The sequence below is a fragment of the Streptomyces xingningensis genome, assembly GCF_054957865.1.
The window spans coordinates 1-25928 of record NZ_JBDJPF010000007.1; the positions used below are offsets into that span (position 1 = coordinate 1).

General features: G+C 69.9%; 23 protein-coding genes. 7 read left to right on the forward strand and 16 right to left on the reverse strand.

Translation table 11 applies throughout. The annotated features are described in order from the left end of the window. Positions 1–47 precede the first annotated feature (47 nt). The 11 genes from ABCR83_RS05670 to ABCR83_RS05720 form a co-directional block, all read right to left on the reverse strand. On the reverse strand, positions 48–641 hold the full coding sequence (locus ABCR83_RS05670; RefSeq protein ID WP_462693680.1) for a CocE/NonD family hydrolase C-terminal non-catalytic domain-containing protein: 594 nt from the start codon (positions 639–641) through the stop codon (positions 48–50). Next, positions 622–1356 (reverse strand): ABC transporter permease, encoded by a 735-nt coding sequence (locus tag ABCR83_RS05675; protein WP_462693681.1) that lies wholly within the window; start codon positions 1354–1356, stop codon positions 622–624. Before ABCR83_RS05675 ends, ABCR83_RS05670 begins: the two co-directional genes overlap by 20 nt. A 64-nt stretch (positions 1357–1420) precedes the next feature. After that, a complete protein-coding gene (locus ABCR83_RS05680) occupies positions 1421–2311 on the reverse strand; it encodes an ABC transporter ATP-binding protein (protein ID WP_462693682.1) in 891 nt (296 codons plus the stop codon). Positions 2312–2417: 106 nt separating this feature from the next. Further along, the gene (locus tag ABCR83_RS05685) at positions 2418–3032 is read right to left on the reverse strand and encodes a response regulator transcription factor (RefSeq protein WP_462693815.1); all 615 of its coding nucleotides are present in this window, start codon (positions 3030–3032) and stop codon (positions 2418–2420) included. A 99-nt stretch (positions 3033–3131) separates the two neighbouring features. Then, positions 3132–4325: a sensor histidine kinase gene (locus ABCR83_RS05690; protein WP_462693683.1), complete on the reverse strand. Its 1194-nt coding sequence runs from the start codon at positions 4323–4325 to the stop codon at positions 3132–3134. Positions 4326–4386: 61 nt separating this feature from the next. Continuing rightward, positions 4387–5127, reverse strand: a complete 741-nt coding sequence (locus tag ABCR83_RS05695; protein WP_462693684.1) for an ABC transporter permease — start codon at positions 5125–5127, stop codon at positions 4387–4389. Continuing rightward, a complete protein-coding gene (locus tag ABCR83_RS05700; protein ID WP_462693685.1) occupies positions 5124–6080 on the reverse strand; it encodes an ABC transporter ATP-binding protein in 957 nt (318 codons plus the stop codon). The genes ABCR83_RS05695 and ABCR83_RS05700 overlap by 4 nt, the downstream gene beginning before the upstream one ends. A 111-nt stretch (positions 6081–6191) precedes the next feature. Continuing rightward, positions 6192–8549: a hypothetical protein gene (locus tag ABCR83_RS05705; RefSeq protein ID WP_462693686.1), complete on the reverse strand. Its 2358-nt coding sequence runs from the start codon at positions 8547–8549 to the stop codon at positions 6192–6194. A 218-nt stretch (positions 8550–8767) separates the two neighbouring features. Further along, positions 8768–9157, reverse strand: a complete 390-nt coding sequence (locus ABCR83_RS05710) for a DUF6113 family protein (RefSeq protein ID WP_462693687.1) — start codon at positions 9155–9157, stop codon at positions 8768–8770. Beyond that, positions 9154–10038 (reverse strand): N-acetyl-1-D-myo-inositol-2-amino-2-deoxy-alpha-D-glucopyranoside deacetylase, encoded by an 885-nt coding sequence (mshB, locus tag ABCR83_RS05715; protein WP_462693688.1) that lies wholly within the window; start codon positions 10036–10038, stop codon positions 9154–9156. The genes ABCR83_RS05710 and mshB overlap by 4 nt, the downstream gene beginning before the upstream one ends. A 66-nt stretch (positions 10039–10104) precedes the next feature. Continuing rightward, complete coding sequence (locus ABCR83_RS05720) at positions 10105–10299, reverse strand: hypothetical protein (RefSeq protein ID WP_462693689.1); 195 nt, start codon at positions 10297–10299, stop codon at positions 10105–10107. A gap of 215 nt (positions 10300–10514) precedes the next feature. On the opposite strand from ABCR83_RS05720, the gene ABCR83_RS05725 reads away from it, so the two are divergent. The 6 genes from ABCR83_RS05725 to ABCR83_RS05750 all read left to right on the forward strand — a co-directional run bounded on the left by ABCR83_RS05725 (position 10515) and on the right by ABCR83_RS05750 (position 18922). Then, on the forward strand, positions 10515–12638 hold the full coding sequence (locus ABCR83_RS05725) for a S9 family peptidase (RefSeq protein WP_462693690.1): 2124 nt from the start codon (positions 10515–10517) through the stop codon (positions 12636–12638). 233 nt (positions 12639–12871) lie between these two features. Beyond that, positions 12872–13876 carry an ABC transporter permease gene (locus ABCR83_RS05730; RefSeq protein ID WP_462693691.1) on the forward strand — a complete coding sequence of 335 codons (1005 nt, stop codon included), beginning with the start codon at positions 12872–12874 and terminating at the stop codon, positions 13874–13876. Between the two features lie 69 nt (positions 13877–13945). After that, entirely contained in the window at positions 13946–15745 is a 1800-nt protein-coding gene (locus tag ABCR83_RS05735; RefSeq protein ID WP_462693692.1) for an ABC transporter substrate-binding protein, read from the forward strand. A 93-nt stretch (positions 15746–15838) separates the two neighbouring features. Further along, the gene (locus tag ABCR83_RS05740) at positions 15839–16816 is read left to right on the forward strand and encodes an ABC transporter permease (RefSeq protein WP_462693693.1); all 978 of its coding nucleotides are present in this window, start codon (positions 15839–15841) and stop codon (positions 16814–16816) included. A gap of 12 nt (positions 16817–16828) precedes the next feature. After that, positions 16829–17857, forward strand: a complete 1029-nt coding sequence (locus tag ABCR83_RS05745) for an ABC transporter ATP-binding protein (protein WP_462693694.1) — start codon at positions 16829–16831, stop codon at positions 17855–17857. 9 nt (positions 17858–17866) lie between these two features. Continuing rightward, positions 17867–18922: an ABC transporter ATP-binding protein gene (locus tag ABCR83_RS05750; protein ID WP_462693695.1), complete on the forward strand. Its 1056-nt coding sequence runs from the start codon at positions 17867–17869 to the stop codon at positions 18920–18922. A 686-nt stretch (positions 18923–19608) separates the two neighbouring features. On the opposite strand, the gene ABCR83_RS05755 is transcribed toward ABCR83_RS05750, so the two are convergent. From ABCR83_RS05755 to ABCR83_RS05775, 5 genes are read right to left on the reverse strand one after another with little or no spacing between them, the layout of a single operon-like run. Continuing rightward, entirely contained in the window at positions 19609–20682 is a 1074-nt protein-coding gene (locus ABCR83_RS05755; protein ID WP_462693696.1) for an ABC transporter ATP-binding protein, read from the reverse strand. After that, positions 20672–21655, reverse strand: coding sequence for an ABC transporter ATP-binding protein (locus ABCR83_RS05760; protein ID WP_462693697.1), 984 nt, complete (start codon positions 21653–21655; stop codon positions 20672–20674). The genes ABCR83_RS05755 and ABCR83_RS05760 overlap by 11 nt, the downstream gene beginning before the upstream one ends. A gap of 11 nt (positions 21656–21666) precedes the next feature. Further along, positions 21667–22641, reverse strand: coding sequence for an ABC transporter permease (locus ABCR83_RS05765; RefSeq protein ID WP_462693698.1), 975 nt, complete (start codon positions 22639–22641; stop codon positions 21667–21669). Next, positions 22634–23557: an ABC transporter permease gene (locus ABCR83_RS05770; RefSeq protein ID WP_462693699.1), complete on the reverse strand. Its 924-nt coding sequence runs from the start codon at positions 23555–23557 to the stop codon at positions 22634–22636. Before ABCR83_RS05770 ends, ABCR83_RS05765 begins: the two co-directional genes overlap by 8 nt. Beyond that, entirely contained in the window at positions 23554–25176 is a 1623-nt protein-coding gene (locus ABCR83_RS05775) for a peptide ABC transporter substrate-binding protein (protein ID WP_462693700.1), read from the reverse strand. Before ABCR83_RS05775 ends, ABCR83_RS05770 begins: the two co-directional genes overlap by 4 nt. 594 nt (positions 25177–25770) lie before the next feature. Here ABCR83_RS05775 and ABCR83_RS05780 point away from each other — a divergent pair. Continuing rightward, the gene (locus ABCR83_RS05780) at positions 25771–25917 is read left to right on the forward strand and encodes a hypothetical protein (RefSeq protein WP_462693701.1); all 147 of its coding nucleotides are present in this window, start codon (positions 25771–25773) and stop codon (positions 25915–25917) included. Positions 25918–25928 lie beyond the last annotated feature (11 nt).

A 25928-nucleotide genomic window follows, 5' to 3' on the forward strand; every position in this document is an offset into this window, starting at 1 on the left:
CCGCAGCACGCTGCGCGTGCTGTCCTCAAACGCCGGACGGGCTGACTTCAGCCCGACGGCAGCACCAGCCGCGACGCCCGGGCCTCGTCATGCCGCACCCGGTACACCGCCGGAGCATCCAGCGGGGCGGCCCCTGAACCGTAGCTCGGGCGTCCAAGACCGGAGAGTTCCAGCCGAACCCGGTGCCCGGGCGCGAACACCGCACCGTCACCCCCATCCAGCAACACCCGCACCTCCCGCTCAACGGCCGGGCCGGTACTGCGGAGCACCGCCGTCGCGACGGCCACCGCCCGCCCGTCCGGGTGGACATCGACCAGCACGGCCAGCAACCGGCCCTCCGCCACCGAGGACCGCAGGTGCAGCACGGCCCGGGCGCCGACGGCCGGGACCGCGTCGCCCAGCGGTGACGAGGTCCAGCACAGCACGTCCTCCCGCAGCTCCACCGGGCGGCGGTCGGCGGTGGCCGGCAGCTCGGGCACCGGGCTGTAGGGGTCGTGGTAGAGCACGTCCGACGACTGCCGGCCGGGACGGGTGACGCTCAACCGCCCGTTCCCGGCGGCGCTTTGCGCGGTGCCACCACTGTGCAGGAAGTACACCCGCCCCGCAGGGATCTCCGGAGCCTCAGGCCGCCGCACGGGCACCCCTGCGGTAGGCCAGGACGGCGAAGCCGGCCGACACGACCAGCCAACCGGCCAGCACTGCCAGGGCGGTTGCGTGCGGCGCCCGGCCGTGCGCGGCGTCCAGCGCCAGCTGCGCATAACGGTTGACCGGGGTCACTCGCGACACCTGCTGCAGCCAGTGCGGCAGCTTGTCCGCCGGCATCCACAGACCGCCGACCACCGACAGCACCACATACCCCGCCACCGAGGCCGCCTGGGCGATCTGCGGGCGCAGCAGATAGCCCACGCCCAGCGCCAGCAGCGCCATCGGCGCCACGCCGAGCCACAGCACCAGCACCGCCGCCACCCACTGGGCCGGCGTGTGCCGCACCCCGTACCCGAACGCGCCGGCCAGCTGCACGGCCAGGATCGGCGGCACCGCTCCGAGCATCCCGGTCAGGGCACGCACGCCCACCACCCGTGCGGGGCGCATCGGGATCAGCCGCAGCTGCCGGAGCCAGCCCCGGGCACGGTCCTCGGCGATGCCGCTGCCGCAGTTGAGCACCGCGCCCATGGCGCCGAACGCGGCCATGGTGACCGTGAGGAAGGTCAGTTCGTCTCCGTGGTGGGCGTTCCTCGCATTGTTGGCCAGGATCAAGTACATGACCAGCGGGGTGATCAGACTGACCATCACAAAGCCGGTGTCACGGCGGAGCCGGGTCGCTTCCAGGCGCAGGTAGCCGAGCGTCATGTTCATCGCGGTGAAGTCCTCGGGAATCAGGAATCAAGTGTGGTGGAAATGGGGCGCGTTGGCGGAGAGGTCACCGGCTGCCGGTGAGGGCGACAAAGGCGTCCTCCAGCCCGGCCCCCGTCACCTCCAGTCCGCTCACCGGCCCCAGCGCGGCCAGGGTCGCGTCGGTGTCGTCGGTACGCAGCCGGACCCGGCCGCCCTGCACCTCGACGGCCAGCACCCCGGGCACCCCGGCGAGCCGCGCCGTCGGCACCCCGGCGTCGGCGAAGCTGACGATCCGGCCGACGGCCGCCTGCTTGAGCTCGGTACTGGTGCCGTCGGCCACCAGCCGGCCACGGTCGATCACCACCACCCGGTCGGCGTTGGCGTCCGCCTCCTCCAGGTAGTGCGTGGAGAACACGATCGTCCGGCCCCGGGAGGCGTACCGGCGCAGCGCCGCCCACAGCTCCCGCCGGGCCTCGACGTCCAGCGCCGCGGTCGGCTCGTCCAGCACCAGCAGCTGGGGATCGCCCGCCAGTGCCATCGCGAACCGCACCCGCTGCGCCTGCCCGCCCGAGAGCTCGCCGACCCGCTCGCGCGCCAGGGCGGTCAGATCGGCCGCCTGCAGGATCTCCGCCATCGGCAGCGGCCGCGGGAAGGTGCGCCGGACGAACCCGATCAGCTCCGCGACCGTGACCCGGGAGACCAGCCCGCCCTCCTGCATCATTGCGCTGACCCGTCCGGCCTCGACCGCCTGCCGGGCGGGTCCGCCGAACAGTTCCACGCTGCCCGCGTCGGGCTCCAGCAGCCCCAGCATCAGCGCCACCGTGGTCGACTTGCCCGCCCCGTTGCGGCCGAGCAGGGCCACGATCTCGCCGCGCCGGATCGTCAGATCCAGCCCGTCGACCGCGGGAGCCCCGCTGCCGCCATAGGTCTTGCGCAGTCCCGACAGCCGTACCGCCGTCGCCTCGCCGATGTCCATCTCGGTGCCTCCTCGCCCTGACCGGTGCTTGATGGCCCCACTCTCACCGGGGTCGGTGGCACGGCGATGGCAGCGCGATGGCAGAACGAGCGGCCCCTACAACCAGCTACAACCAGCCCTTGTCCCGGGCTATGCGGACCGCCTCCGCCCGGTTGCGCGCGCCCGTCTTCTGGATCGCCGTGGAGAGGTAGTTCCGCACCGTCCCGTGCGAAAGGTGCAGCACGGCCGCCAGTTCCGCATTGGTCGAGCACTCCACGGAGGCGCACAGCACCGACCGTTCCCGGTCCGTCAGGGGATTCGCCCCCTCGGCGAGCGCGGCCACCGCCAGCGTGGGATCGATGACCCGCTCCCCCCGCAGCACCCGGCGCACCGCGTCCGCGAGCCCCGCCGCGGGCGCGTCCTTGACCAGGAAGCCGACGGCACCGGCCTCCATGGCCCGGCGCAGATATCCGGGCCGCCCGAAGGTCGTCAGGATCACCACCTTGAGCCCGGGCAGTTCACGACGGAGCAGCGCGGCCGCCTCGAGTCCGGTGGCCCCCGGCATCTCGATGTCCAGCAGCGCCACATCGACCGGCGTCCGGCGGGCCGCGTCCAGCACCTCGTCACCCCGGGCCGCCTGGACCACGACCTCGATGTCGGCCTCCAGCCCCAGCAGTGCCGCCAGCGCCTCGCGGACCATCGACTGGTCCTCGGCGAGGAGGACACGGATGGTCCGCCCAATATCCGTATCGCCTGAGTTGTCTGGATTATCGGGCGTGTCGGGTCGTGCTGTCACAGGCCCAGGGTAGGCGGCCGCCGGGCGTCACTCACAAGAGCAGCGTCAGGACCGGGACTCCAGCACCTCCGGCGCCGCCCGGCGGGCCAGCGGCGCACAGGCCCGGAGCCGGAATCCGCCGCGCGGCGCCCGCCCGGTCTCGAGCCGGCCGCCGATCAGGGCCAGCCGCTCGGCCAGGCCGGTCAGGCCATTGCCGGGCGTCCGGACCGGGCCGTGCCCGTCGTCGGTGACCGTCAGCCACAGCTCGTCGGCCGACTCGGCCAGCACCACCTCGCACCGGCGCGCCCCGCTGTGCCGCGCCACATTGGTCACCGCCTCGCGCAGCGCCCAGGCCAGCGCGCCCTCCGCGTCCGGCGGCAGATCGGGGTGGGCGGCGGGGGCGCGGCTGAGGTCGGCGACGATCCCGGCGGCGGCCAGGGCGGTATGGGCCCCGGCGAGCTCGGCGTCCAGGGTGGGGCGGCGGAAGCCGCTGACCGCCGCCCGTACGTCCTGCAGCGCCTGCCGGCTGACCTGCTCGATGTCCGCGACCTGGCGGGCGGCCTGCTCGGGCTGGCCGGGCAGCATCCGCCCGGCGAGCTCGCTCTTGAGGGTGATCAGCGAGAGCGAGTGGCCCAGCAGGTCGTGCAGGTCGCGGGCGAGCCGCAGCCGTTCCTCGTTGGCGGCGAGACGGGCGACCGTGTTGCGCGCCTCGCGCAGCTCGCGCATGGTGCGTCCCATCTGGGCGACGCCCGCCATCGCCAGGCCGCCGGTCAGCGCGGCGGAGCCCACCACAAACAGCGAAACGGCGTTGGTGCCGCGCAGTGCGGCGAGCCCGAGGGCGATGAGGGCGGCCAGCGGGACGACCCACACCGACCGCTGCAGCGGCAGCATCACGCCACAGCTGATGGTGACGTACACCAGCAGCGGCAGGAAGGCCCCGCCGAGCGTGCCCAACAGCAGCAGCACCAGCCCGTACAGCCCGGCGAGCAGGAGGAGGCGGGCGCGGAACCGCCTCACGCGGGGGCGGCGGACGAGGAGCAGCACGGAGTATCCGGCGAGGAAGACGCCCAGCCCGGTCCAGCCGAACACCCGCTCCGCCGCGGTGTGGTGACCATCCGTCAGATCCTCGATGGTGAACACCAGGTAGATCATGTTGAGGAGCATCCAGCCGGCCTTGTACATCGCCTGGCGCCAGTTCTCCGGCGGCCTGCCGACCCCGATGATGCCGTCGTCCACCGCGGTGTCCTTGTCGTCGCTCATGCTCACAGTGGCCTCCGGGGGACGCCGGACATCGGGACCGGACAGCTGACCTGACGGACCATCACGCCTTGTGGGTGTCCTTGCGGTACAGCCAGGCCGCGGCGCTCGCGAAGAGCACCAGATAGGCGGCGAGGATGACCACGTCCTTCAGCCCGGGGGCGTTGCCGCGCTCGATGGCCTGGCCGAGGCCCGCATAGGCGTGGGTGGGGATGTACTCGGCGATGTTCTGCAGCCACTTGGGGAAGCTGGCGGTGGGCATCCACAGGCCGCCGAGGATCGACAGGCCGAAGTAGAAGATCATGGCGATGGGCCGCACCGCGTCACCGGTGGCCAGGTAGCCGATGGCCACCCCGAGGGCCGCGAAGACACAGCTGCCCGCCCAGATCACGCCCAGCAGGGCGGCCCACTGCCAGGCGTCCAGCCGTACGCCCTTGACCGCCGCACCGGCGACAAAGACCGCCACGATGGCGGGCAGCGACACCACGGAGGCCGAGGCGACCTTGGACAGCAGATAGCCGTGGCCCGGGAGCGCGGTGAGCCGCAGTTGGCGCACCCAGCCCTTCTCGCGCTCCTTGGCGATCCGCTCGGCATTGCCCACCAGCACGGAGGTGATCGCGCCAAACGAGGCCATGGAGACCATGTACAGCACCGGGAAGGTCAGCTTGGTGTCCCCGACAGTGTCCGTGCTCTTGGCGCCGGACGCGACGATCAGGAAGAGCGCCGTCGGGTAGAGCACCGAGAAGAACATGTACTTCTTGTTCCGCAGGGTGCGGGAGATCTCAAGCTTGATCAGGGTGTTCACTGGGCCGCCTCCTCGGCGGTCGCGGCGTCGGTGATGGCGATGAAGGCCTGTTCCAGGCCGAGCCCGGCGACCTCGAGGTTGCGCGGGTAGAGGCCGAGGCCGTACAGCGCGTGCACGGTCGCGTCGGCGTCATGCGACTGGACGCGGACGGTGCGTCCGGATATCTCCAGCCGGGAGAGGAACGGCAGCCGGCGCAGCGCGGCCTCGTCGATGGAGCCGTCCAGGTCGAAGACGATCCGCCGGGCCCCGGCCTTCGCCTTGATCTCGGCGGCCGAGCCGTCCGCGAGCACCCGGCCCCGGTGCAGCACGATCACCCGGTCGGCGATCGCGTCGGCCTCCTCGAGGTAATGGGTGGCGAAGAGGATCGCCCGGCCCTCGTCCGCCTGGCCCCGCATCACCCCCCAGAACGCCTGCCGGGCGGTGACGTCCATGCCGGTCGTCGGCTCGTCCAGCACGATCAGTTCATTGGCACCGGCCGTCGCAAGTGCGAATCGCACCCGCTGTTCCTGGCCGCCGGAGAGCTTGTTGACCATCCGGTCGGCGATCTCGGTGATGCCCGCCTGCGCCATGACCCGGTCGGCCGGGTAGGCGTGCGGGTGCAGGTCGCAGGCGAGCTGCACCAGTTCGCGGACCCTGACCTCCTCCATCAGGCCGCCGCTCTGCAGCATCGCGCCGACCTTGCCCTGCTCGATGGCCCGCTGCGGGGTGGTGCCAAAGAGCCGGACCGTGCCGGAGTCCGCGTTGCGCAGCCCCAGCAGCAGGTCGAGGGTGGACGACTTGCCCGCGCCGTTGGGGCCGAGGAGGGCGACGGTCTCGCCCGGGAAGAGCTCGAGGCTCAGATCGGCTACGGCCCGTACATCGCCATAGCTCTTGTTGACGTTCGCGAAGCTGACGACGGGTCCCGCACCCGTGCGCCGCCCGTCCCCCGTGAACGTGGTTGCTGTGGTGGTCATGCCTCCCATCATCGGGGGCGGGCCGGGCGCTGTGCAGTGTCGGCCGTCGTGCGCTGCCCATGACATTTGTCAGGGCAGCGCGACATTTGTCAGGGCAGCGCACCCGGCGGCTCAGCCGCGGTTGAGCTGGATGATCCCGATGCGCTCGGCCGGCGTCCTGCCGCGCAGCGCCTTGCCGAGCGCACCCGCGATGTCCTGCGGGGTGACGGGCGTCTTGCCGTTCGCCCGCTGGACCAGGACCCCGGCGAAAGCGTTGCTGCACAGCTCCTTGATCGCGTCGAGGTTGTAGTTCTCGACGAGCTTGCCGTTGACCTCCTTGACGGAGAGGATCCTGGGCAGCGAGCGGGCCGGGCCGAGCGGAATCTGGTGTGCCCCGTCGGAGGTCTGGATAGTGACCAGCCCGGACATCGCCGGTTCGGCGAACTCCTTCATCTTCCGGTCGACTTCGGCCTTGCTCACCTTGGGCTGCTGGTTGCTGATGGGCAGCGTCACGGTCTTGTCCTGGCCGGTGTCCGCGCGCTCGCGGTAGGCGTCCGAGATCAGCTTGACCGCCTTGTCGACGTCCACGCCCTGGAACGGCTTGCCGTAGACCGCAACGGCCTTGCCCGGCTCGAACTTGATGGTGCCGTCCTTGCTCCCGCCGGACTCCCCGCCCAGCGTCCTGAGCGCGGCCGTGATTTTCTCCTGGTCGGTGTTGACCGTCGGCTCGGCCTTGCGGCTGCCGCCCACCAGCGAGCCGAGGACATTGACCGGGTTGTAGTCCCGCCCGGCCACCGACCGCACGGTCTCCTGGGTGTCGATGGACAGCCCGGCCACTGACGGCTTCAGCGTCGTCACCTTGCCGCCGACGGACACCTTGAGTGGTGCGGTCGCCCGGTTGCCGAGCTTGGCGTCGAGCTTCTGCACGGCCTGGTCCTTGGAGCTGCCGCCGATGTCGACGCCGAGCACGGTGGTGCCCTGCGGCACATCGGAGTGGTCCATCAGGAGCCCCGCACCATAGGCGACGCCGGCCAGGACGACCAGCGCACCGCCCAGCAGGACCAGCTTGGAGCGGCCCTTCTTCTTGGGCGCGCCCTTGGCGGCGGCCTTGGGCCCGCTCTGGCCGCCACCATCGCCGGTGGGCGGCTTGGGCACGGCCGGGGCCGGCTTGGGCTTGGGCACCGGCACCCGCGGCGCGCCGCTGTCGACCGGCTTCTGCGGGGCGCCGGGAGCGGACACCGGAGGGATGCCGCTGACCAGCGTCTCGGCGGCGGCGACCGCCTGGGCGGCGGGCGGCGGCGCCTTGGGACCGCGTTTCTTCTTGCCCTGCGGCACGTTTTTGCCCGGCAGCCCCGCTTTGCCCAGCGGAGCGGCGGGACCGGGCGGCGGCGGTACGGCCGGGGTGCCCTGGCGCGGGGTGTCGGTACGCCCGTCGGCGGGGGCGCCCGCCACCGGGAACGGCAGCCGGGGCCCTTGCCCGGTGCCGGGCGCGGGGAACTGCTGGGTGGTCTCCGCCGCCGGCTCCTGCCACGGCGGGCCGCCCGGTGCGCCGGGCCGGGGCGAGCCGGTGGTGAGGGCGTCGGCGGACCAGGGCGCGCCGCCGGCCGCGGCCGGGCCGGTCCCGGCCGGGCCGGGCGCGAGGGGCCAGTCGTCGCCGGGGGCGGGAGCACCGGCGAAGGGGTCGCCGGACAGGGGCATGGCGCCCGTGGCGGCCGGGTCACCCGGCCAGGGCACCCCGCCCGGCGCGCCCGCGAAGGGAGCACCCGGCGCGGGAGCGCCGGGGGCCGGGGCGCCGGCGAAGGGGTCGCCCGGCATGGGCATGGCACCGGTCGCCGAGGGGTCGCCCGGCAGCGGCGGATGTGGCGCGGAACCCGTGGTGGACGGGTCGCCGGGCCAGGAGCCCCCGGGCGCCGGGGCGCCCGCGAAGGGGTCGCCCGGCAGGGGCATGGCACCCGTGACGGCCGGGTCACCCGGCCAGGGCACCCCGCCGCCCGGAGCGGCGTCGGTGAAGGGGTCGCCCGGCACCGGCGGATGCGGCGCGGAACCCATCGGGGCGCCGCCGCGCGTACGGCGCGGCAGGCCCGGCGGCGGGGCGGGCGCGGACGAGGCGGGCTTGCGGGGAGCGAACCAGTCGCTGGCCTTCTCGGCCGGGCGCTCGGGCTCGGGTGCGGCCGGAGCGGGGGCCGCCGGGGGCTCGGACCAGTCCGGCCCGGCGCCCATCGACGGCTGCTCGGGTTCGGCGGCCGCCGCGTCCGACGCCTCGTCACCGACGGGCGTGCGCATGACGACCGGCGGGATGGGCCGCGAACCCGGAATGTTGATCCGGATCCGGGTGGTCAGCGTGGTCTCGGTCTTCGGCGTCTCCGGCTTGGCGCCCGCCGTCTGCCCTTCGGCCTGGCCGTCGGTTCCATACGGCGGGGTCCCCGACGGATACGCGGCACCACCGCGGCCCTGGGGTCCGGCGGACGAACTGTCAGATTCACGGCTCAAAGCAGGTTCTCCCGGTCACTCTCCGCCGCCCTCTGACCTCTCTGGGGTCGCCCATGCCCAAGGTCAGGGGGGCTCGGCGGCGGCACCACCATACTGGGCACCGCGGGCGCGCACTTGACGACCGCTGGATCACTCGGCCGCCGACTGCGCCGCACGCGTCATTGTGTCTCAAAGCCATCGGTCCGGCGTCGGAGAATCGTCAGGTAAAAATCGTCACTTCACTTGCCAAGTCGGTCCGCAGGACCGCCCGGTTGCGGAACTTTCGCAAGCGTGGCACACATCACAGCGACGATCATCCCGCCCAGCATAAAGACATAGGAGCCCAGTCCGGCCTCGAAGAGGAAATCCCCCTCCGGCCGGGTGGGCGAGGCCAGCAGCACGGCGAGCAGCCATCCGGCGCCGGCCGCCGCCCCGCCGACGCGGGTACCGGTCGCCTGCACCGCCCCGTAGCACAGGCCCGCGATGGCGAGCAGGGCGAGGACCAACCCGCCGGGGAACCAGCCCCCTTGCACCAGCGAACCCGCGAGGCCGACCGCAAAGCCCACCATCAGCGCGCCCAGGCAGCCCAGCAGCCGCCCGGCACCGAGCGAGGGAAACAGCCCGTTCACGCGCCCACCCCCGCGAAGAGGTCGTCCTCGCGGCCGGCCGCGGCCGGGCCGCGAACCAGTCTGTAGTACTCGGTGGCGAAGAGCGGCTGGCCGAGTTCATTGGAGAGCGCGAAGAAGGGGCCGTCCACGGCGATCTGGGTGGCATGGGCGCGCATCGCGGCCGCCTTCGCCGGAGCGTAGGCGGTGGTGTCGACGGCCGCGGTCACCTCGGCGTCGGGAACGACGCCCGGTACGTCCTGCGGCGAGGCGACGCCGGGGAAGGCCACCTCCCGGCCCGCCGCCCGCAGCCGTGCAAAGCCCTGCTCGACCACCGACAGCGGCACACAGTTCCAGTAGACCTTGGCGACCTCGTGGGGATCGCCGAGATCCCGGCGGAACGCGGACTCCGCGGCGAGGTCCACCGCCCGCATCGCCACCCGGTGCGCCTGGATGTGATCGGGGTGGCCATAGCCGCCCTGCGGGTCATAGGTGACCAGCACCTGCGGCCGCACCTCGCGAATCACCTCTACGAGCGATGCGGCGGCCTCGTCCACATCGGCCCGCCAGAAGCACTCGGGGCGCTCGTTCTGCGGGGCGCCCATCATCCCGGAATCCCGGTAGCGGCCGGGGCCGCCGAGGAGGCGGTGATCGGTGACGCCCAGCGCCTTCATCGCGGCGGCGAGCTCACCGGCGCGGTGGGCGCCGAGGGTGTCCTCCCGGTCGGCGGCCAGCTGCCGGAGCTCCGCCGGGATCACCTCGCCCTCCTCGCCGAGTGTGCAGGTCACGAGCGTGACCAGGGCACCCTCGGCGGCGTACTTGGCCATGGTCGCGCCGTTGTTGATCGATTCGTCGTCCGGGTGCGCATGCACCAGGAGCAGCCGACGGCCTGGAAGGTCGGTCATGAGTCCAGCGTACGAGCCGGGCGCCGCCGACGGGCAGGCGCCCGAGCCGGGCGGACCGGGGGCGGGTCAGAACTTGAGGTTGCTGATCATCCCGGTGATGCTCGTCGTCAGCTGGTGGAGCGTGGGGGCGATCGACGAACTCGCGAGATAGAAGCCCAGCAGCATGCAGACTGCGGCGTGCCCCGCCTTGAGCCCAGACTTCCGGACCAGCAGGAAGACGATGATCGCCAGCAGCACCACCGCCGAAATCGAGAGTGCCACAGCGGTTCACCTCCAGATACGCGGTCCAACGAACGGCATACGAGCGACAGACGCGGGCCGGTGGCCGACTTCTCGAACGCCGACAAGCCACACCCACTATGCGTGAGCGATCATAACTTTCCGCGTGCACGCATGAACTCGGTGCACAGGAGCGAAAGCGGGGCGCACGACAGCATCCCGCCGCCCGGAAGTCCCCTCCCCGTAGGCTCGGCCGCATGACCGAACCGCTCTCTTTCCCCCGCCAATACGCCCGCACCCAACGCTTCACCCTCGGCGCGCCACGGGCGTTCACCGTGGCACCGGACGGATCACGGGTGGCCTTCCTGCGGTCCCGTTCCGGCACCGACCGGACCAATGCGCTGTGGGTCCTGGACCTGGACACCGGACGGGAGTTCACCGCCGCCGACCCGCTCGCCCTGCTGGGCGGGGCCGACGAGGAACTGCCCGCGGAGGAGCGGGCCCGGCGCGAGCGCAGCCGCGAGGGCTCGGCGGGCATCGTCGGCTACGCGGTGGACAGCACGGCCGAGTTGGCGGCCTTCGCGCTCTCCGGACGGCTCTTCACCGCCGAGCTGCGCGCCGGCACCGCCCGCGAACTCCCCGTTCCCGGCCCGGTTGTTGACCCCCGGCCGGCCCCCGACGGCCGCCACCTCGCCTATGCCGCGGGCGGCGCGCTGCGCGTGGTGGCCGCGGACGGCGGCGGCGACCGGGCACTGGCCGAGCCGGACCGCGCGGGCGTCACCTGGGGCCTGGCCGAGTTCATCGCGGCCGAGGAAATGGACCGGCCACGCGGCTTCTGGTGGTCACCCGAAAGTGATGCCCTGCTGGCCGCCCGAGTGGACGAGGCCCCCGTCACCCGCTGGTGGATCTCCGACCCGGCCAACCCCGCGAGCGCCCCCACCGAGGTCGGCTACCCGGCGGCAGGCACCGCCAATGCCGGGGTGACCCTGGCCCTGCTGGGCCTGGACGGCTCGCGCACGGACATCGAGTGGGACCGCGAGCGCTACCCCTACCTGGCCCGCGTCCACTGGTCCACGGGCGGCCCTCCGCTGCTCCTGGTCCAGACGCGGGACCAGCGCGGCCAGCTCTATCTGGAGGTGGACACCGCCTCCGGCAGTACCCGGGTGCTGCACTCGGAGGAGGACCCGGCGTGGCTGGAGCTGTTCCCCGGGGTGCCCGCCTGGACCCCGGACGGCAGACTGGTGCGGATCTCCGACGCCTCCGGTGCCCGCGTCCTCATGGTGGGCGAAACCCCGCTCACCGGCCCGGAGTTGCACGTCCGGCAGGTGCTGGACATCGGCGACGACGATGTGCTGATCACCGCCTCGGCCGGGGCCGGGGCGGCCCGGCCGGAGACCGGCGAGGAGCATGTCTACCGGGTCGGGGTGGGCTACCCCGGCACGGAACGCCTGTCCCAGGCCCCGGGCCGCCACTCGGCGGTGCGCAATGTGGCCGTCACGGTCATGGCGTCGGCGTCGGTGGAGCGCAGCGGCACGGAGATCCTGGTCGTACGCGACGGCAAACCGGCCGGCACCGTGGCGTCGTTCGCCGACACCCCGGTGCTGACCGCCCGCCCCCGGCTCACCCGGGCGGGCGCGCGCCGCATCCCCTGCGCCGTGCTCCTGCCGACGGACCACCAGGAGGGCGACGGTCCGCTGCCCGTCCTGGTGGACCCCTACGGCGGGCCGGGCGCGGCCCGGGTGGTCGCCGCGCACAACCCCCATCTCACCTCGCAGTGGTTCGCCGACCAGGGCTTTGCGGTGGTGGTCGCGGACGGCCGGGGCACCCCGCACACCTCCCCCGCCTGGGAGAAGGCCATCCGGCACGACTTCGCCGGCGTCACCCTGGACGACCAGGTCGAGGCGGTGCGGGCGCTGGCCGGGGAGTACCCGCTGGACCTGGACCGGGTGGGCATCCGCGGCTGGTCCTACGGCGGCTATCTGGCGGCGCTGGCCGTGCTGCGCCGTCCCGATGTCTTCCACGCGGGCATCGCCGGCGCCCCGGTCTCCGACTGGCGGCTGTACGACACCCACTACACCGAGCGCTATCTGGGGCACCCGGACGAGCAGGGGGAGGTGTACGACCACAACTCCCTGATCACCCGGCGGGGCCTGTCGGGGCGGGTGGGCCGGCCCCGCCCGCTGATGATCATCCATGGGCTGGCGGACGACAATGTGGTGGCCGCGCACACCCTGCGGCTCTCCTCGGCGCTGCTCGCCGCGGGCCGCCCGCACGAGGTGCTGCCGCTGTCCGGGGTGACCCATATGACCCCGCAGGAACAGGTGGCGGAGAATCTGCTGCTGCTTCAAGTCGAGTTCCTCAAGCGGTCCTTGGGGGTCTGATCTGCCACCGGTCCGCCCTTTGGGTGACCTTGGAAATGGCGTGCTTGACCTGCTGTCAAGCACGCCACCACCTCGATCTGCACAACCTTCGCTCAAGATGACGGGGAGCCCCGCATCATCCATTGCAGCCCCCTTGACTGCGCGGTAACTCCATTGCCAGAGTCCGCTCAACCCAAGGCAATGCGAAGTCCCACGCGAGGTTTCCCAACCGACTTGGCGGAGGGTGTGCGCCGATGACGAGTCCGTCCCAGAGCCCCGAGGTCACCACCGATGCGGAGCCGGTGACCGCTGCGGCCGAATTGGTGGGCCGGTCACCCGGTCAATTGATGTGGCGGCGCTTCAAACGCGACCGCTCGGGGGTGATCTCCGCCTTTGTCGTCGTCTTCTTCCTCCTGGTCGCCATCGCCGCCCCGCTGATCTCCAAGCTCTACGGCAAGAACCCCACCGATACCTATGGCCTTGACGAGAAAGGCCTGTTGAATCAGTTCGGCTATCCGGTGGCGGCCAACGGCGGTATCTCCAGCCGCTTCTGGTTCGGCCTGGAGCCCACCCTCGGCCGGGACGTGCTGACCCAGCTCGTCTACGGCATCCGCACCTCGCTCATGATCGCGGCGATCGCCACCCTGCTCTGCGTGGTGACGGGGGTGCTGATCGGGGTGACGGCGGGCTATACGGGCGGCCGTACCGACTACTTCCTGGGCCGCTTCATCGACCTGTTGCTGGCCTTCCCCCAGCAGTTGTCCTTTGTCGCCTTCACCCCCGTCGTCTACTCCCTGTTCGTCAGCCCGGAGAAGGAGACCCCGACCTACCTCAGGGTCATCACGCTGATCCTGGTGCTGTGGGTACTGGGCTGGATGGGGATCGCCCGGCTGGTGCGCGGTCAGGTACTGAGCCTGCGGGAACGGGAGTTCGTCGAGGCGGCCAAGGTGACCGGCGCCTCGACCTGGCGGATCATCACCAAGGAACTGCTGCCCAACCTCTGGACCCCGATCCTGGTGCAGTCCACCCTGATGCTGCCCGCCCTGGTGACCACCGAGGCGGGGCTCTCCTTCATCGGGGTCGGCATCGTGGAACCCACCCCCGACTGGGGCCGGATGTTCGCCAATGGCGCCAAGTACTACGAGAGCGACATCACTTACATCTTCTTCCCCGGGCTCGCGATGATCATCTTCGTGGTCGCCTTCAACCTGCTCGGGGACTCCGTCCGGGACGCCTTCGACCCTCGTACCAGGCGCTGACCGCGCTCTCGGGCCGTACCCGCACGTCTTCCGTTCACCCGTCACACAGGCAGGCAGGTGCAGAATCCCATGAGGACGTCAGTCAACCGCAGAGCCCGGCATATGGCCGTGGCCCTGGCGGCCGGAGCCCTGGTGCTCTCCGCGTGCAGCAGCGGCGGGGGCGGCGGCGGAGACGACAACAAGAAGAGCGCCGGTCCGGGCGAGGACAAGAATGTCTCCTCCAACTACTCGCTGGGCACCAAGGACGACTCCGCCGGCCCCGCCCCCCAGGTGGCGGGCGCCAAGAAGGGCGGCACCGTCACCGTCCTGCAGCGCGACGCCTTCCACCACCTCGACCCGGGGCAGATCTACTACGGCGACATGCTGATCAACCAGCTGCTCTACAACCGCTCGCTCACCGGCTACAAGATCGACGAGAAGGGCAAGGTCAAGGTCGTCGGCGACCTCGCCACCGACACCGGCACCTCCTCGGACGGCGGCAAGACCTGGAAGTTCACCCTCAAGGACGGGCTGAAGTGGCAGGACGGCTCGCCGATCACCGCCCAGGACGTCCGCTGGGGCATCGAGCGGCTGTACGCCTCCTTCGAGACCGACGGCCCGCAGTACATCCAGCAGTGGCTCTCCGGTACGGGCACCAGCTACCGCAAGGCGCTGCCGGACGGCCCGTACAACGGCCAGCACCTGCCGTCCTCGGTGCTGGACACCCCCGACGCCAAGACCGTCGTCTTCCACTTCCAGAAACCGCACGCGGACGCCCCGTTCGCCACCGCAATGCCCAACATCGCCGCGGTCAAGGCGGACAAGGACGGCAAGCAGAAGTACGACAACGCGCCCTTCGCCAGCGGCCCTTACAAGGTCGCCGACTACAAGGTGGGCAAGTCCCTTACCTTCGTCCGCAACGAGAACTGGGACCCCAGGACGGACCCCATCCGCAACCAGTACGCCGACAAGTTCGACATCAGCTTCGGCCACCAGTTCACGGACTCCACCCGGCGGCTGCTGGCCGGGCAGGGCGGCGACAAGAACGGCATGTCCTTCACCAACGCCGTGGCGCCGGAGATGGTGCAGAAGGTGCTCGACGACTCGGGCACCAAGTCCCGCCGCTTCATCGAGCTCCAGCCCTACCTCGACGTCATGGTCATCAACCAGGACCGCATCAAGGACCTCAAGGTGCGCCAGGCGCTCGCCTATGCCATGCCCAGCAGCAATATCATCCAGCAGCTGGGCGGGGCGACGGCCGCCCAGCTGGCCACCAACCTGCTCTCCCCCTCCATCGACGGCTACCAGCCCAGCGACCCGTTCGGCAAGAAGGCCAAACCCAACGGAGACCCGGAGAAGGCCAGGGCGCTGCTGAAGGAGGCCGGCAAGGAGGGCCAGGAGATCACCTACGCCTACGCCAACACCGACGTCCAGCAGAAGGTCTCGGTGGTGGTCGCCCAGGGCCTGGAACGAGCCGGGTTCAAGGTGCAGAAGAAGGAGATCGACGCCAACGTCTGGGAGAACTCCATCGCCGAGGTGAAGAACAAGTTCGACATCTTCCGCACCGGCTGGGGCGCGGACTGGCCGGTGGCCTCCACCGTCGTCCCCCCGCTGTACGACGGCCGGGTGATCTCCGACGGTGCGCAGAACTACTCACACCTCAACGACCCGTCGGTCAACTCCGAGATCGACCGGATCAATGCCATTCCCGATGTGAAGACGGCGGCACCGGAGTGGATGAAGCTCGCCGACAAGATCCTCACCAATGACCTCCCGGCCGTGCCCACCTACGCCAACCTCCAGTTCGGGCTGTGGGGTCCGGGCCTGGGCGGCGTCAAGTACCACCCGGTGTACGGGTATGCCGACCCGACCTCGGTCTTTGTGAAGTAGCGCCCACACCCGGCCGGACCCCTGACCAGGGTCCGGCCGCCCGTCCCGACACCCCCGCCGACCGTTCCACCGACGTGTAAGGGCCGCGCAGCCATGCTGAGATTCCTCCTCCGCCGCTCCCTGGGCGCGCTTGTCATCATCCTGCTGATCAGCGCCATCACCTTCTTCCTGTTCTTCGCGCTGCCCACCGATCCGGCCCGGCTGTCCTGCGGCAAGAACTGCACCCCCGACGCCCTGGCGGTGATCCACCAGAACCTGGGCCTGGACGATCCGGTACCGGTCCAGTACTGGCACTACATGGTGGGCATCTTCACCGGCCGCGACCTGTCGGTCGGCCACTGCCCGGCCCCCTGTTTCGGCTACTCCTTCTCCAACCAGCAGCCGGTCTGGGGCACCATCACCGACCGCTTCCCCACCACCCTGTCGATCACGATCGGCGGGGCGGCGGTCTTCCTGATCGTGGGGGTGGGCATCGGCATGATCGCCGCGGCCTTCCGGGGCACCTGGATCGACAAGTTCTTCAGCTCGCTGTCGCTGATCGGCAATTCACTGCAGATCTACTTCGTCGGGATCATCGCGCTGGCCGTCTTTGTCACCGGACTGAACTGGCTGGACAACCCCGCCTACTACCCGATCACCGACGATCCCTGGAAGTGGTTCACCGGGATGATCATCCCCTGGCTGGTGCTCTCCATCATCTTCATCGCCAACTACAGCCGGATGACCCGCTCCCAGATGATCGAGCAGCTCTCCGAGGACCATGTGCGCACCGCCCGCGCCAAGGGGCTCAGCCGCCGGACGGTCTTCTTCCGCTACGCCTGGCGGGGCGCCCTGGCGCCGATCGTCACCATCTTCGGCATCGACCTGGGCTCGCTCTTCGGCGGCGCCATCATCACCGAGTTCACCTTTAGCCTGCACGGCCTGGGCCGGCTCGCCGTGGACTCGGTCGGCGAGACCGATCTGCCGACCATGCTGGCGGTGATGCTGGTCGGCTGCACCGCGATCGTCATCGCCAACATCATCGTCGACGCCGCCTATGCCTTCATCGACCCGCGCGTGCGGCTCGCCTAGGAGTTCACCACCGTGACCGATCTTCCCTCGGCCTTCCTCTCCGTGCGAGACCTGCACGTCCGGTTCAGCACCGAGGACGGCATCGTCAAGGCCGTCGACGGCCTCTCCTTCGACCTGGAGCGCGGCCGTACGCTCGGCATCGTCGGCGAGTCCGGCTCCGGCAAGTCCGTCACCAACCTCACCGTGCTCGGGCTGCACGACCCGCGCAACACCGTGGTGGGCGGGGAAATCCTGCTGGACGGACAGGAGTTGACCGGCGCCGCCGAGTCCACCCTGGAGAAGCTGCGCGGCAACAAGATGGCCATGATCTTCCAGGACTCGCTCACCGCGCTCTCCCCCTACTACACCGTCGGCCGCCAGATCGCCGAGCCGTACCGCAAGCACACCGGTGCGTCCAAACGCGACGCCCGGCTGCGCGCCATCGAGATGCTGGAGAAGGTCGGCATCCCCAACGCCTCGCTGCGGGTGGACGATTACCCGCACCAGTTCTCCGGCGGCATGCGCCAGCGCGCGATGATCGCCATGGCGCTGGTCTGCGACCCCGAGCTGCTGATCGCCGACGAACCCACCACCGCGCTCGATGTCACCGTGCAGGCCCAGATCCTCGATCTACTCAAGGAGCTCCAGCAGCAGACCGGTTCCGCGATCATCCTGATCACCCACGACCTGGGCGTGGTCGCCAACACGGTGGACGAACTGCTGGTGATGTACGCGGGCCGGGCCGTTGAACGCGGCACCGTGCGCGAGGTGCTCCAACAGCCCCAACACCCCTACACCTGGGGCCTGCTGGGCTCCATGCCCCGCCTCACCTCCGATGTCGAGGAACCGCTCACCCCCATCCCGGGGTCCCCGCCCAGCCTGCTCTCGCCCCCGCCCGGCTGCCCCTTCCACCCGCGCTGCGGCTTCCCGGAGACGGTCGGCGGGGACCGGTGCGCCACCGACCGCCCGGGGCTGCCCCCCGGCCGGGGTGCCGCCTGCCATCTGACCGCGGAGCAGCAACGCAGCATCTTCACCGAGCAGATCAAGCCCCGGCTGGGCTGAGGAGAGAGCATGACCGAGCATCCTGACATCCTCGTCGCCGAGGGCCTGACCAAGCACTTCCCCATCCGAGGCGGCTTCCCCGTCAAGCGCACCGTCGGCGCGGTACAGGCCGTGGACGGCATCGACCTGGCGGTACGGGCGGGCGAGAGCTTCGGCCTGGTCGGCGAGTCCGGCTGTGGCAAGTCCACCACGGGCCGGCTGCTCACCCGCCTCCTGGAACCCACCGCGGGCCGCATCGTCTATCGGGGCGAGGACATCTCCCACGCGAGCCGCAGACAGCTGGCCCCCATCCGCTCCGAGATCCAGATGATCTTCCAGGATCCCTACTCGTCCCTGAACCCCCGTCAGACCGTGGGCCGGATCATCGCGGGCCCCATGGAGATCAACCGGATCGATCCGCCGGGCGGCCGTGAGGCGCGCGTCCGCGAACTCCTGGAAACCGTCGGCCTCAGCCCCGAGCACTTCAACCGCTTCCCGCACGAGTTCTCCGGCGGCCAGCGCCAGCGCATTGGCGTCGCCCGGGCGCTGGCCCTGGAGCCCAAGATCATCATCGCCGATGAGCCGGTCTCGGCCCTGGACGTCTCCATCCAGGCCCAAGTGGTCAACCTGCTCCAGCGGTTGCAGCGCGAGCTGAACATCGCCTTCCTCTTCATCGCCCACGACCTGGCCGTGGTACGGCACTTCTCGCAACGCGTCGCCGTGATGTACCTGGGCAAGATCGTCGAGGTGGGCGACCGCGACGACATCTACCACCGCCCCCGCCACCCTTACACCCATGCCCTGCTGTCCGCCGTCCCCGAGGCCTCGGACCTCAGCGAGGACGGCGAAGCCCCCCGTGAACGCATCCGCCTGGCCGGCGACGTCCCCTCCCCCATCCACCCGCCGTCCGGCTGCCGCTTCCGCACCCGCTGCTGGAAGGCACGGGACCTGTGCGCCACCGAGGAGCCACCCCTGATCCGCGCGGACGGCAGCGCGGACGGACACCTGTCGGCCTGTCACTTCCCCGAACCACCAACGGTGGAACGACACACGGAGATCGTCCTGGACCCGGCGCTGTCCGGCTGACCCGGAGCGCACCCCAACCGACCGCCGGGGTGCGCCCGCTATGTGCCGCAGGCCGTCGCCGCGCCGCGGCGCGGCCGAACGCACCGCCGCAGCGCGGAACTGAGGTTCCCCGCGCCGGGTGCCGGATCACCTCATTGACTCATGGGCTCGATCTCGCCGGTCCGAGCCGGTACGGTGGTAACCGCACAACTCGAGTTGCAGCAAAAGCGGCCCCCGCCGTGGACCGGTTATCCACGACGAGGGCCAACCGGAACGAGCCGGGTTTACCAGGGGCTCTCACTCTTGCTGAGAGCCGCTGGTCACCGGCGCTTGAACCACCCCCTCACCTTCTGCGCGGCGCGCTTCCAGATCGACGGGCGGATCTTCCGGTGGCACCCCACGGGCGCCCCCCTTCTCGGAGTGCAGCCAAAGACCGGTGGCTGCGCCGGAGGGGCCCCTGCCGGGACACCCTGGCCGAGGAAGCCCGACAAAACGCGGCTCCTCTTGAAGGGGGGCGCACTGGGTGCGCCACCTCAAAACCTATATGTGCGTGGGGACTTGGAAGCACTCTTGTGGCTTTATCAAATCCATTCGAGGTTAACGTTGACGTCCGGTTGACGACTTCCAGTCCGAATCGGACACCAATCGTTGCAAATCGCCAACTCCGTCAATATCCCGGCACATTCGATGGGTGTGGACGCGCCCGCTCACCCCGCCTCGTCCCCCTCCGCCGGAACGGCACCTCCCTCCGCCGGAACGGCACCCCGCTCCGCCGCGAAGTGACACGCCGACCCATGCGCCGCGGGCCCCCCGCCCTCCCGGAACCACTCCGGCACCTCCAGCGGCGGCACCACCAGCGCACACTTCTCCCGCGCCTTCCAGCACCGGGTGCGAAAGCGGCAGCCCGACGGCGGGTGTGCGGGCGAGGGCACCTCCCCGGTCAGCAGGATCCTCCCGCGCCGCTCCCGCGCCGTCGGGTCCGGCACCGGGACCGCCGACAGCAGGGCCTGGGTATAGGGGTGCGTCGGGTGGTCATAGATCTGCGCATCGGTCCCCATCTCCGCCAGCCGCCCCAGATACATCACCGCGACCCGGTCGGAGATGTGCCGCACCACGGACAGGTCGTGCGCGATAAAGACATACGACAGCCCGAACTCGTCCTGGAGCCGGTCCAGCAGATTGACCACCTGCGCCTGTACGGAGACGTCCAGAGCGGAGACCGGCTCATCGGCGACGATCACCTCGGGGCGCAGCGCGAGCCCCCGGGCGATGCCGATGCGCTGCCGCTGGCCGCCGGAGAACTGGTGCGGATAGCGGTTGATGTGTTCCGGGCTGAGGCCGACGACGTCCAACAGCTCCTGGACTCGCCTGCGGCGGTCGCCCTTGGGGGCCACCTCGGGGTGGATCTCATAGGGTTCGCCGATGATGTCGCCCACCGTCATCCGGGGGTTGAGCGAGGTGTAGGGGTCCTGGAACACCATCTGGATATTGCGGCGGACGGCCTTCAGCGCCCGCCCGGACAGCCCGCTGATGTCCTCGCCCCGGTAGCGGATCCGCCCGGCCGTCGGCCGTTCCAGATGGACGAGAAGCCTGGCGACGGTGGACTTGCCGCAGCCGGACTCGCCCACGATGCCCAGCGTCTCGCCCTGGCAGAGGTCGAAGGAGACCCCGTCGACGGCCCGGACCGCGCCGATCTGCTTCTTGAAGAGGATGCCCCGGGTGAGCGGATAGTGCTTGACCAGGTCGCGCACCTCGAGGATCGGCTCGCCGTCAGCTCGCATCGAGGGTGTCCTTCCAGAAGTGGCAGGCGCTGGCCCGGCCGGGGGCCACCGGGAAGAGCGGCGGCCGGTCGGTTCGGCAGATGCCCTGGGCCCGGGGGCAGCGGGGATTGAAGGGGCAACCGGGCGGAATGTCCGTCAGGTTGGGCGGCAGGCCCTTGATCGCATAGAGCTCGCGGCCCTTCTGGTCCAGGCGCGGGATGGAGTCCAGCAGCCCCCGGGTGTAGGGGTGCGCGGGTGCGGCATACAGCTCACGGACGGACGCGGTCTCCACGATCCGCCCGGCGTACATCACCGCGATCCGGTCGGCGACATCCGCGACCACCCCCAGGTCATGAGTGATCAGGATCAGTCCCATCTGGTATTCACGTTGCAACTCGGCCAGCAGATCCATCACTTGGGCCTGCACCGTCACATCCAGTGCGGTGGTCGGCTCGTCCGCGATGATCAGGTCCGGCTCCAGGGCCAGCGCCATGGCGATCATGATGCGCTGGCGCATGCCGCCCGAGAACTGGTGCGGATAGTCCCGCACCCGCTCCTTGGCGGCCGGGATGCGCACCCGGTCCATCAGCTGGACCGCCCGCGCCCGGGCGTCCTTACGGGTCATCCCCTGGTGGACCTCATACATCTCGCCCAGCTGCGCGCCCACGGTCAGCACCGGGTTCAGCGAGGACAGCGCATCCTGGAAGATCATGGCCAGCTTGGCCCCGCGCAGCCGCCGCCGGCGCTCCTCGCTCATGGCCAGCAGATCCTGCCCACGGAAGAACACCTGGCCGCCGGTGACAAAGCCGGGCGGCGAGTCCAGGATCCCCATCACCGCCTGCGCGGCCACCGACTTCCCGGACCCGGACTCGCCCAGCACGGCGAGGGTCTCCCCGGCATGCACCGCATAGCTCACCCCATTGACGGCCTTGGCCACACCGTCGCGGGTGCGGAACTCCACCCGCAGGTCGCGCACGTCCAGCAGTGTTTCCATCTCCGGGCTCCTCAGCGCGACTTGGGGTCCAGGGCGTCGCGCACCGCGTCGCCGAGCATGATGAACGCCAGCACCGTGATGCTCAGCGCGCCCGCCGGCCACAGCAGCATGTGCGGTGAATTGCGGATCAGGGTGGAGGCGTTGGAGATGTCGATCCCCCAGGACACCGTGGGCGGTCTCAGTCCGACCCCGATGAAGGAGAGCGTCGCCTCCAGCGCGATATAGGTACCGAGGGCGATGGTCGCCACCACAATGACCGGTGCCACCGCATTGGGCGCGATGTGCCGCAGCAGCATCCGGCGGTCGCTCGCCCCGAGCGCCCGGGCCGCCTGGACATAGTCGTGCTGTTTGGCGGCGACCACCGAGCCGCGGGCGATGCGGGAGATCTGCGGCCAGCCGAGCAGCACGATAAAGCCGACCACCGGCCAGACGGACCCGCCGGTCACCACCGACAGGAAGACCAGCCCGCCGAGGACGATCGGGATGCCGAAGAAGACATCGGCCAGCCGGGACAGCAGCGCGTCCCACCAGCCCCCGTAGAACCCGGCCAGCCCGCCCAGCACACTGCCCAGCAACGCGGCTCCGGCCGTGGCGCACACCCCTACGGTGATCGAGGCCCGCGCCCCGTAGACCGTACGGGTGTAGACATCGCAGCCCTGGGCGTCATAGCCGAAGGGGTGGCCCGGCTGGGAACCCTCCTGTGCCTTGACCAGATCGCACCGCAGCGGGTTGCCGCTCGCGATGAGACCGGGCCAGACGGCGATCAGCAGCAGGAAGACGATCACCAGTGCGGAGACCACGAAGACCGGGTTGCGCCGCAGATCGTGCCAGGCGTCCGACCAGAGGCTGCGGGCCTTGGCGCTGCCCGCGCTGCCGGGGACCGGGCCGTCCTCGAGCGTCTCGGCCTCGCCGGCGGCCAGGCTCATCGCCCCTCCGGAGCCGGGGCGGATGACGTCTTCGGCGTCCTGGGGATCGGGCTCAGGCATAGCGAATCCTCGGGTCGAGCACGGCGTAAAGGAGGTCGACGAGCAGGTTGGCCACCAGGAAGACGATGACCAGGATGGTCACAAAGCCCACCACGGTCGGTGAGTTCTGGCGCAGGATGCCCTGGTAGAGCTGATAGCCGACGCCATGGATGTTGAAGATCCGCTCGGTGACGATCGCCCCGCCCATCAGCGCGCCGATGTCGGCACCGATGAAGGTCACCACCGGGATCAGCGAGTTGCGCAGCAGATGCCGGATGACCACCCGGTGCCGTGGCAGCCCCTTGGCGACGGCCGTACGGACATAGTCCGCGCGGGCGTTCTCGGCGAGCGAGGTGCGGGTCAGCCGGGTCACATACGCCAGCGAGGTCAGTGCCAGCACCACGCCCGGCAGCAGCAGTTCACCGAAGGTGGCATAGGGCGACACCGAGGGGGTGGCCAGCGCCCACTGCACACCGACCAGGTACTGGAGCACATAGCCGCTGACAAAGGTGGGCACCGACACCACCACCAGCGTGAGCAGCAGCACGGTGGTGTCCACCGCGCGCCCGCGGCGCAGTCCGCTGAGGACGCCCAGCGCGATGCCGATGACGATCTCGAAGACGATGGCGACGATCGTCAGCCGCAGGGTGATGGGAAAGGCGTTCCCCATCAGTTCGGTGACGGACTGCCCGTTGAAGGCGGTGCCGAAGTCCCCGGAGAACACCTGGCCCATGTAGTGCCCGTACTGCTTCCACAGCGGCTCATCGAGATAGAGATCCTTGCGGATGCGCGCGGCCGTGGCGGGGTCGGGCGCCTTGTCGCCGAAGAGCGCGGCCACCGGATCGCCCAGCGCATAGACCATGAAGAAAATCAGGAACGTGCTGCCGATGAACACCGGGATCATCTGGAGCAGCCGCCGGATCACATAGCGGATCACTTGACCGTGATCCTTTCGTAGACCGGCACGCTGAAGGGATTGAGCATCACATTCGACAGGTTCTCGGAATATCCGGCGCTGCCGTTCTGGTACCAGAGCGGAATGGCGGGCATCTGCCGGGCGAGGATCTTCTCCGCGTCCCGGAATGTACCGACGGCCTTGCCCGTGTCCGACTCGGCATTCGCCTCGTCCACCAGCCGGTCGAAGTCCCGATTGCTGAACTTCCCGTAATTGGAGGAGGCGTTGGTGTAGTAGAGCGGCTGCAGGAAGTTCTGGATCAGTGGATAGTCCATCTGCCAGCCGGAGCGGAACATGCCCGTCACCTGCCCCTGCGAGATCTGGTTGCGGAAGTCCGCGAAGGTGCCGACCGGGTTGACCGTGCACGCCCGGTCGTCGCCCAGTGCGTTGTTGATGCTGTTGCAGACCGCGTCCATCCACACCCGGTGCGAGCCGGTGTCCACATTGGAGGTGACGGTGACCCGGCCGCCCGGCAGCCCGCCCCCCTCCCGGATCAGCCGCTTGGCCTCCCTGGGGTTGTACGAGCAGGCGCCCCCGCACAATCCGGCCTGGTAGCCGCCCTTCTCCCCGAGGACCGGTGAGGTCCAGTCGGTGGCCGGGGTGCGGGTCTTCCGGTAGAGCTGGCCGGTGATCTGCTCCCGGTCGATCGCCATCGAGAGCCCCTTGCGGACCTTCTCCAGGCCGGGCTTTGCCCAACTCGGGTCGTACATCGGGAAGTCAAGGGTCTGGATGATCCCGGCCGGCTGGTTGATGTACCGGCCGTCGAGGTCGTTCTTGACGTTCTTCAGCTGTGCGCTGGGAATGTCGTCGACGAGGTCGATGTTCCCGGCCTGCAGATCCGTGTACGCGGTGTTGTTGTCGGTGTAGACCCGCAGCTCCACCCCGTTGTTGACGGCCTTGTCCGGCCCGGTGTACCCCTCCCACCGGCTGAACCTCATCGCCGAGCCCTTCGCATAGGAGTCGATGAGATAAGGGCCGTTGCCGATGGGCTTCTTGAGCCACCCCGCATGATCGTCGAAGAAGGCCCTGGGCAGCGGCGCATAGGCGACATAGCCAAGGGTGTCCGGCCAGGTGGAGAACTTAGTGCGCAGCTTGACGGTGAAGGTCCGGTCATCCTGCACGGCCAGCCCGGACAGCGTCTTGGCACTCGCGTTCCCGGAGGCCGGGTGGACCTTGTCATAGCCGTCGATGTACTCGAAGAACGAGGCGTTCTTCTGCTTGTTGTCGATGAGCGCGCCATAATTCCAGGCGTCCACAAAGGACTTGGCGGTCACCTTCTCCCCGTTGCTGAACGCCCAGCCGTCCTTGACGGTGATCGTGAAGTTCTGCGAATCGGCGGTGTCGATCTTCTCCGCGAGCATGTTCTCGGCCGCCCCGGTCTTCGGGTCATAGCGCTTGAGCCCCCGGAAGACCAGGTCCAGGACCTTGCCGCCCTGGACCTCATTGGTGTTCGCCGGCTCCAGCGGATTCTGCGGATCCCCCCACGAGGCCCGCACCACCCCGACTCCCGGCCCGCCCCCGCCCCCGCACCCCGCCGCCGCCATGGCGAGCGCGACCGCACCGGCTGCCCATCCGGCCCTGGCGCGCATGCCTCCCCGCATGGAGTCCCTCCTCAAAGCTGGCCAAGTGTTGTGTAGAGCCAAATATCGGGCGTTTGGTGACTGTGTGCACTTTCCTGACGGCTGTCCGTGCCCGATCCGGGGGAGAAACCGCCCGTATGAGGGAGTGGCGGGGCACGGCAGGTGGGACATGGCGTTGCTGATGCCCCAAGGCAGGAAGATCCCGTCCGCACTCGTACGGGCCGAGCGGACCGCGCCGCAAATCACTAACTCACTTGACATACTGAGCAGTTCTTCATCAAGCGGCGGAGCAGCACGCCTGGGGCGCCCGACCGAAGCAGTGGCGCACTCGCCCATGCAACACGAACCATGCGTCATTCCATGATCACCGTCCGCACGGGAACGGGCTTCAGAAGTCGCCCATTCAGGCAGTCATCCCGATAAAGCGGAGATCAGGAATATCGGAGCGAGTTCGCTCCGCCATGAGCGTTTTTTCGCGCGAACCAAGGCCGAGACATCAACCCTTGAGCAAGGCCACGCCCAGACCTACAGTCACAGCCAGCTCGTCGAACGAATTTCCGCCATTCGCGTGCTCAGTGAATTGCGCACGCGATCACTAGTGCAGGAGCCCTTCCTATGCCGATCCCGAACTCGCTGGACATCACCGATCTGGACCTCGATGTCACGGTCCCGGAAACCGACTTCACCAAGACCCAGCACGCCGGCCGCAGCGAAACGTGTTTGAGCTGGAACCACATTTCTCGCTGCGAGAACTGCTACTGACAGGCAGTCAT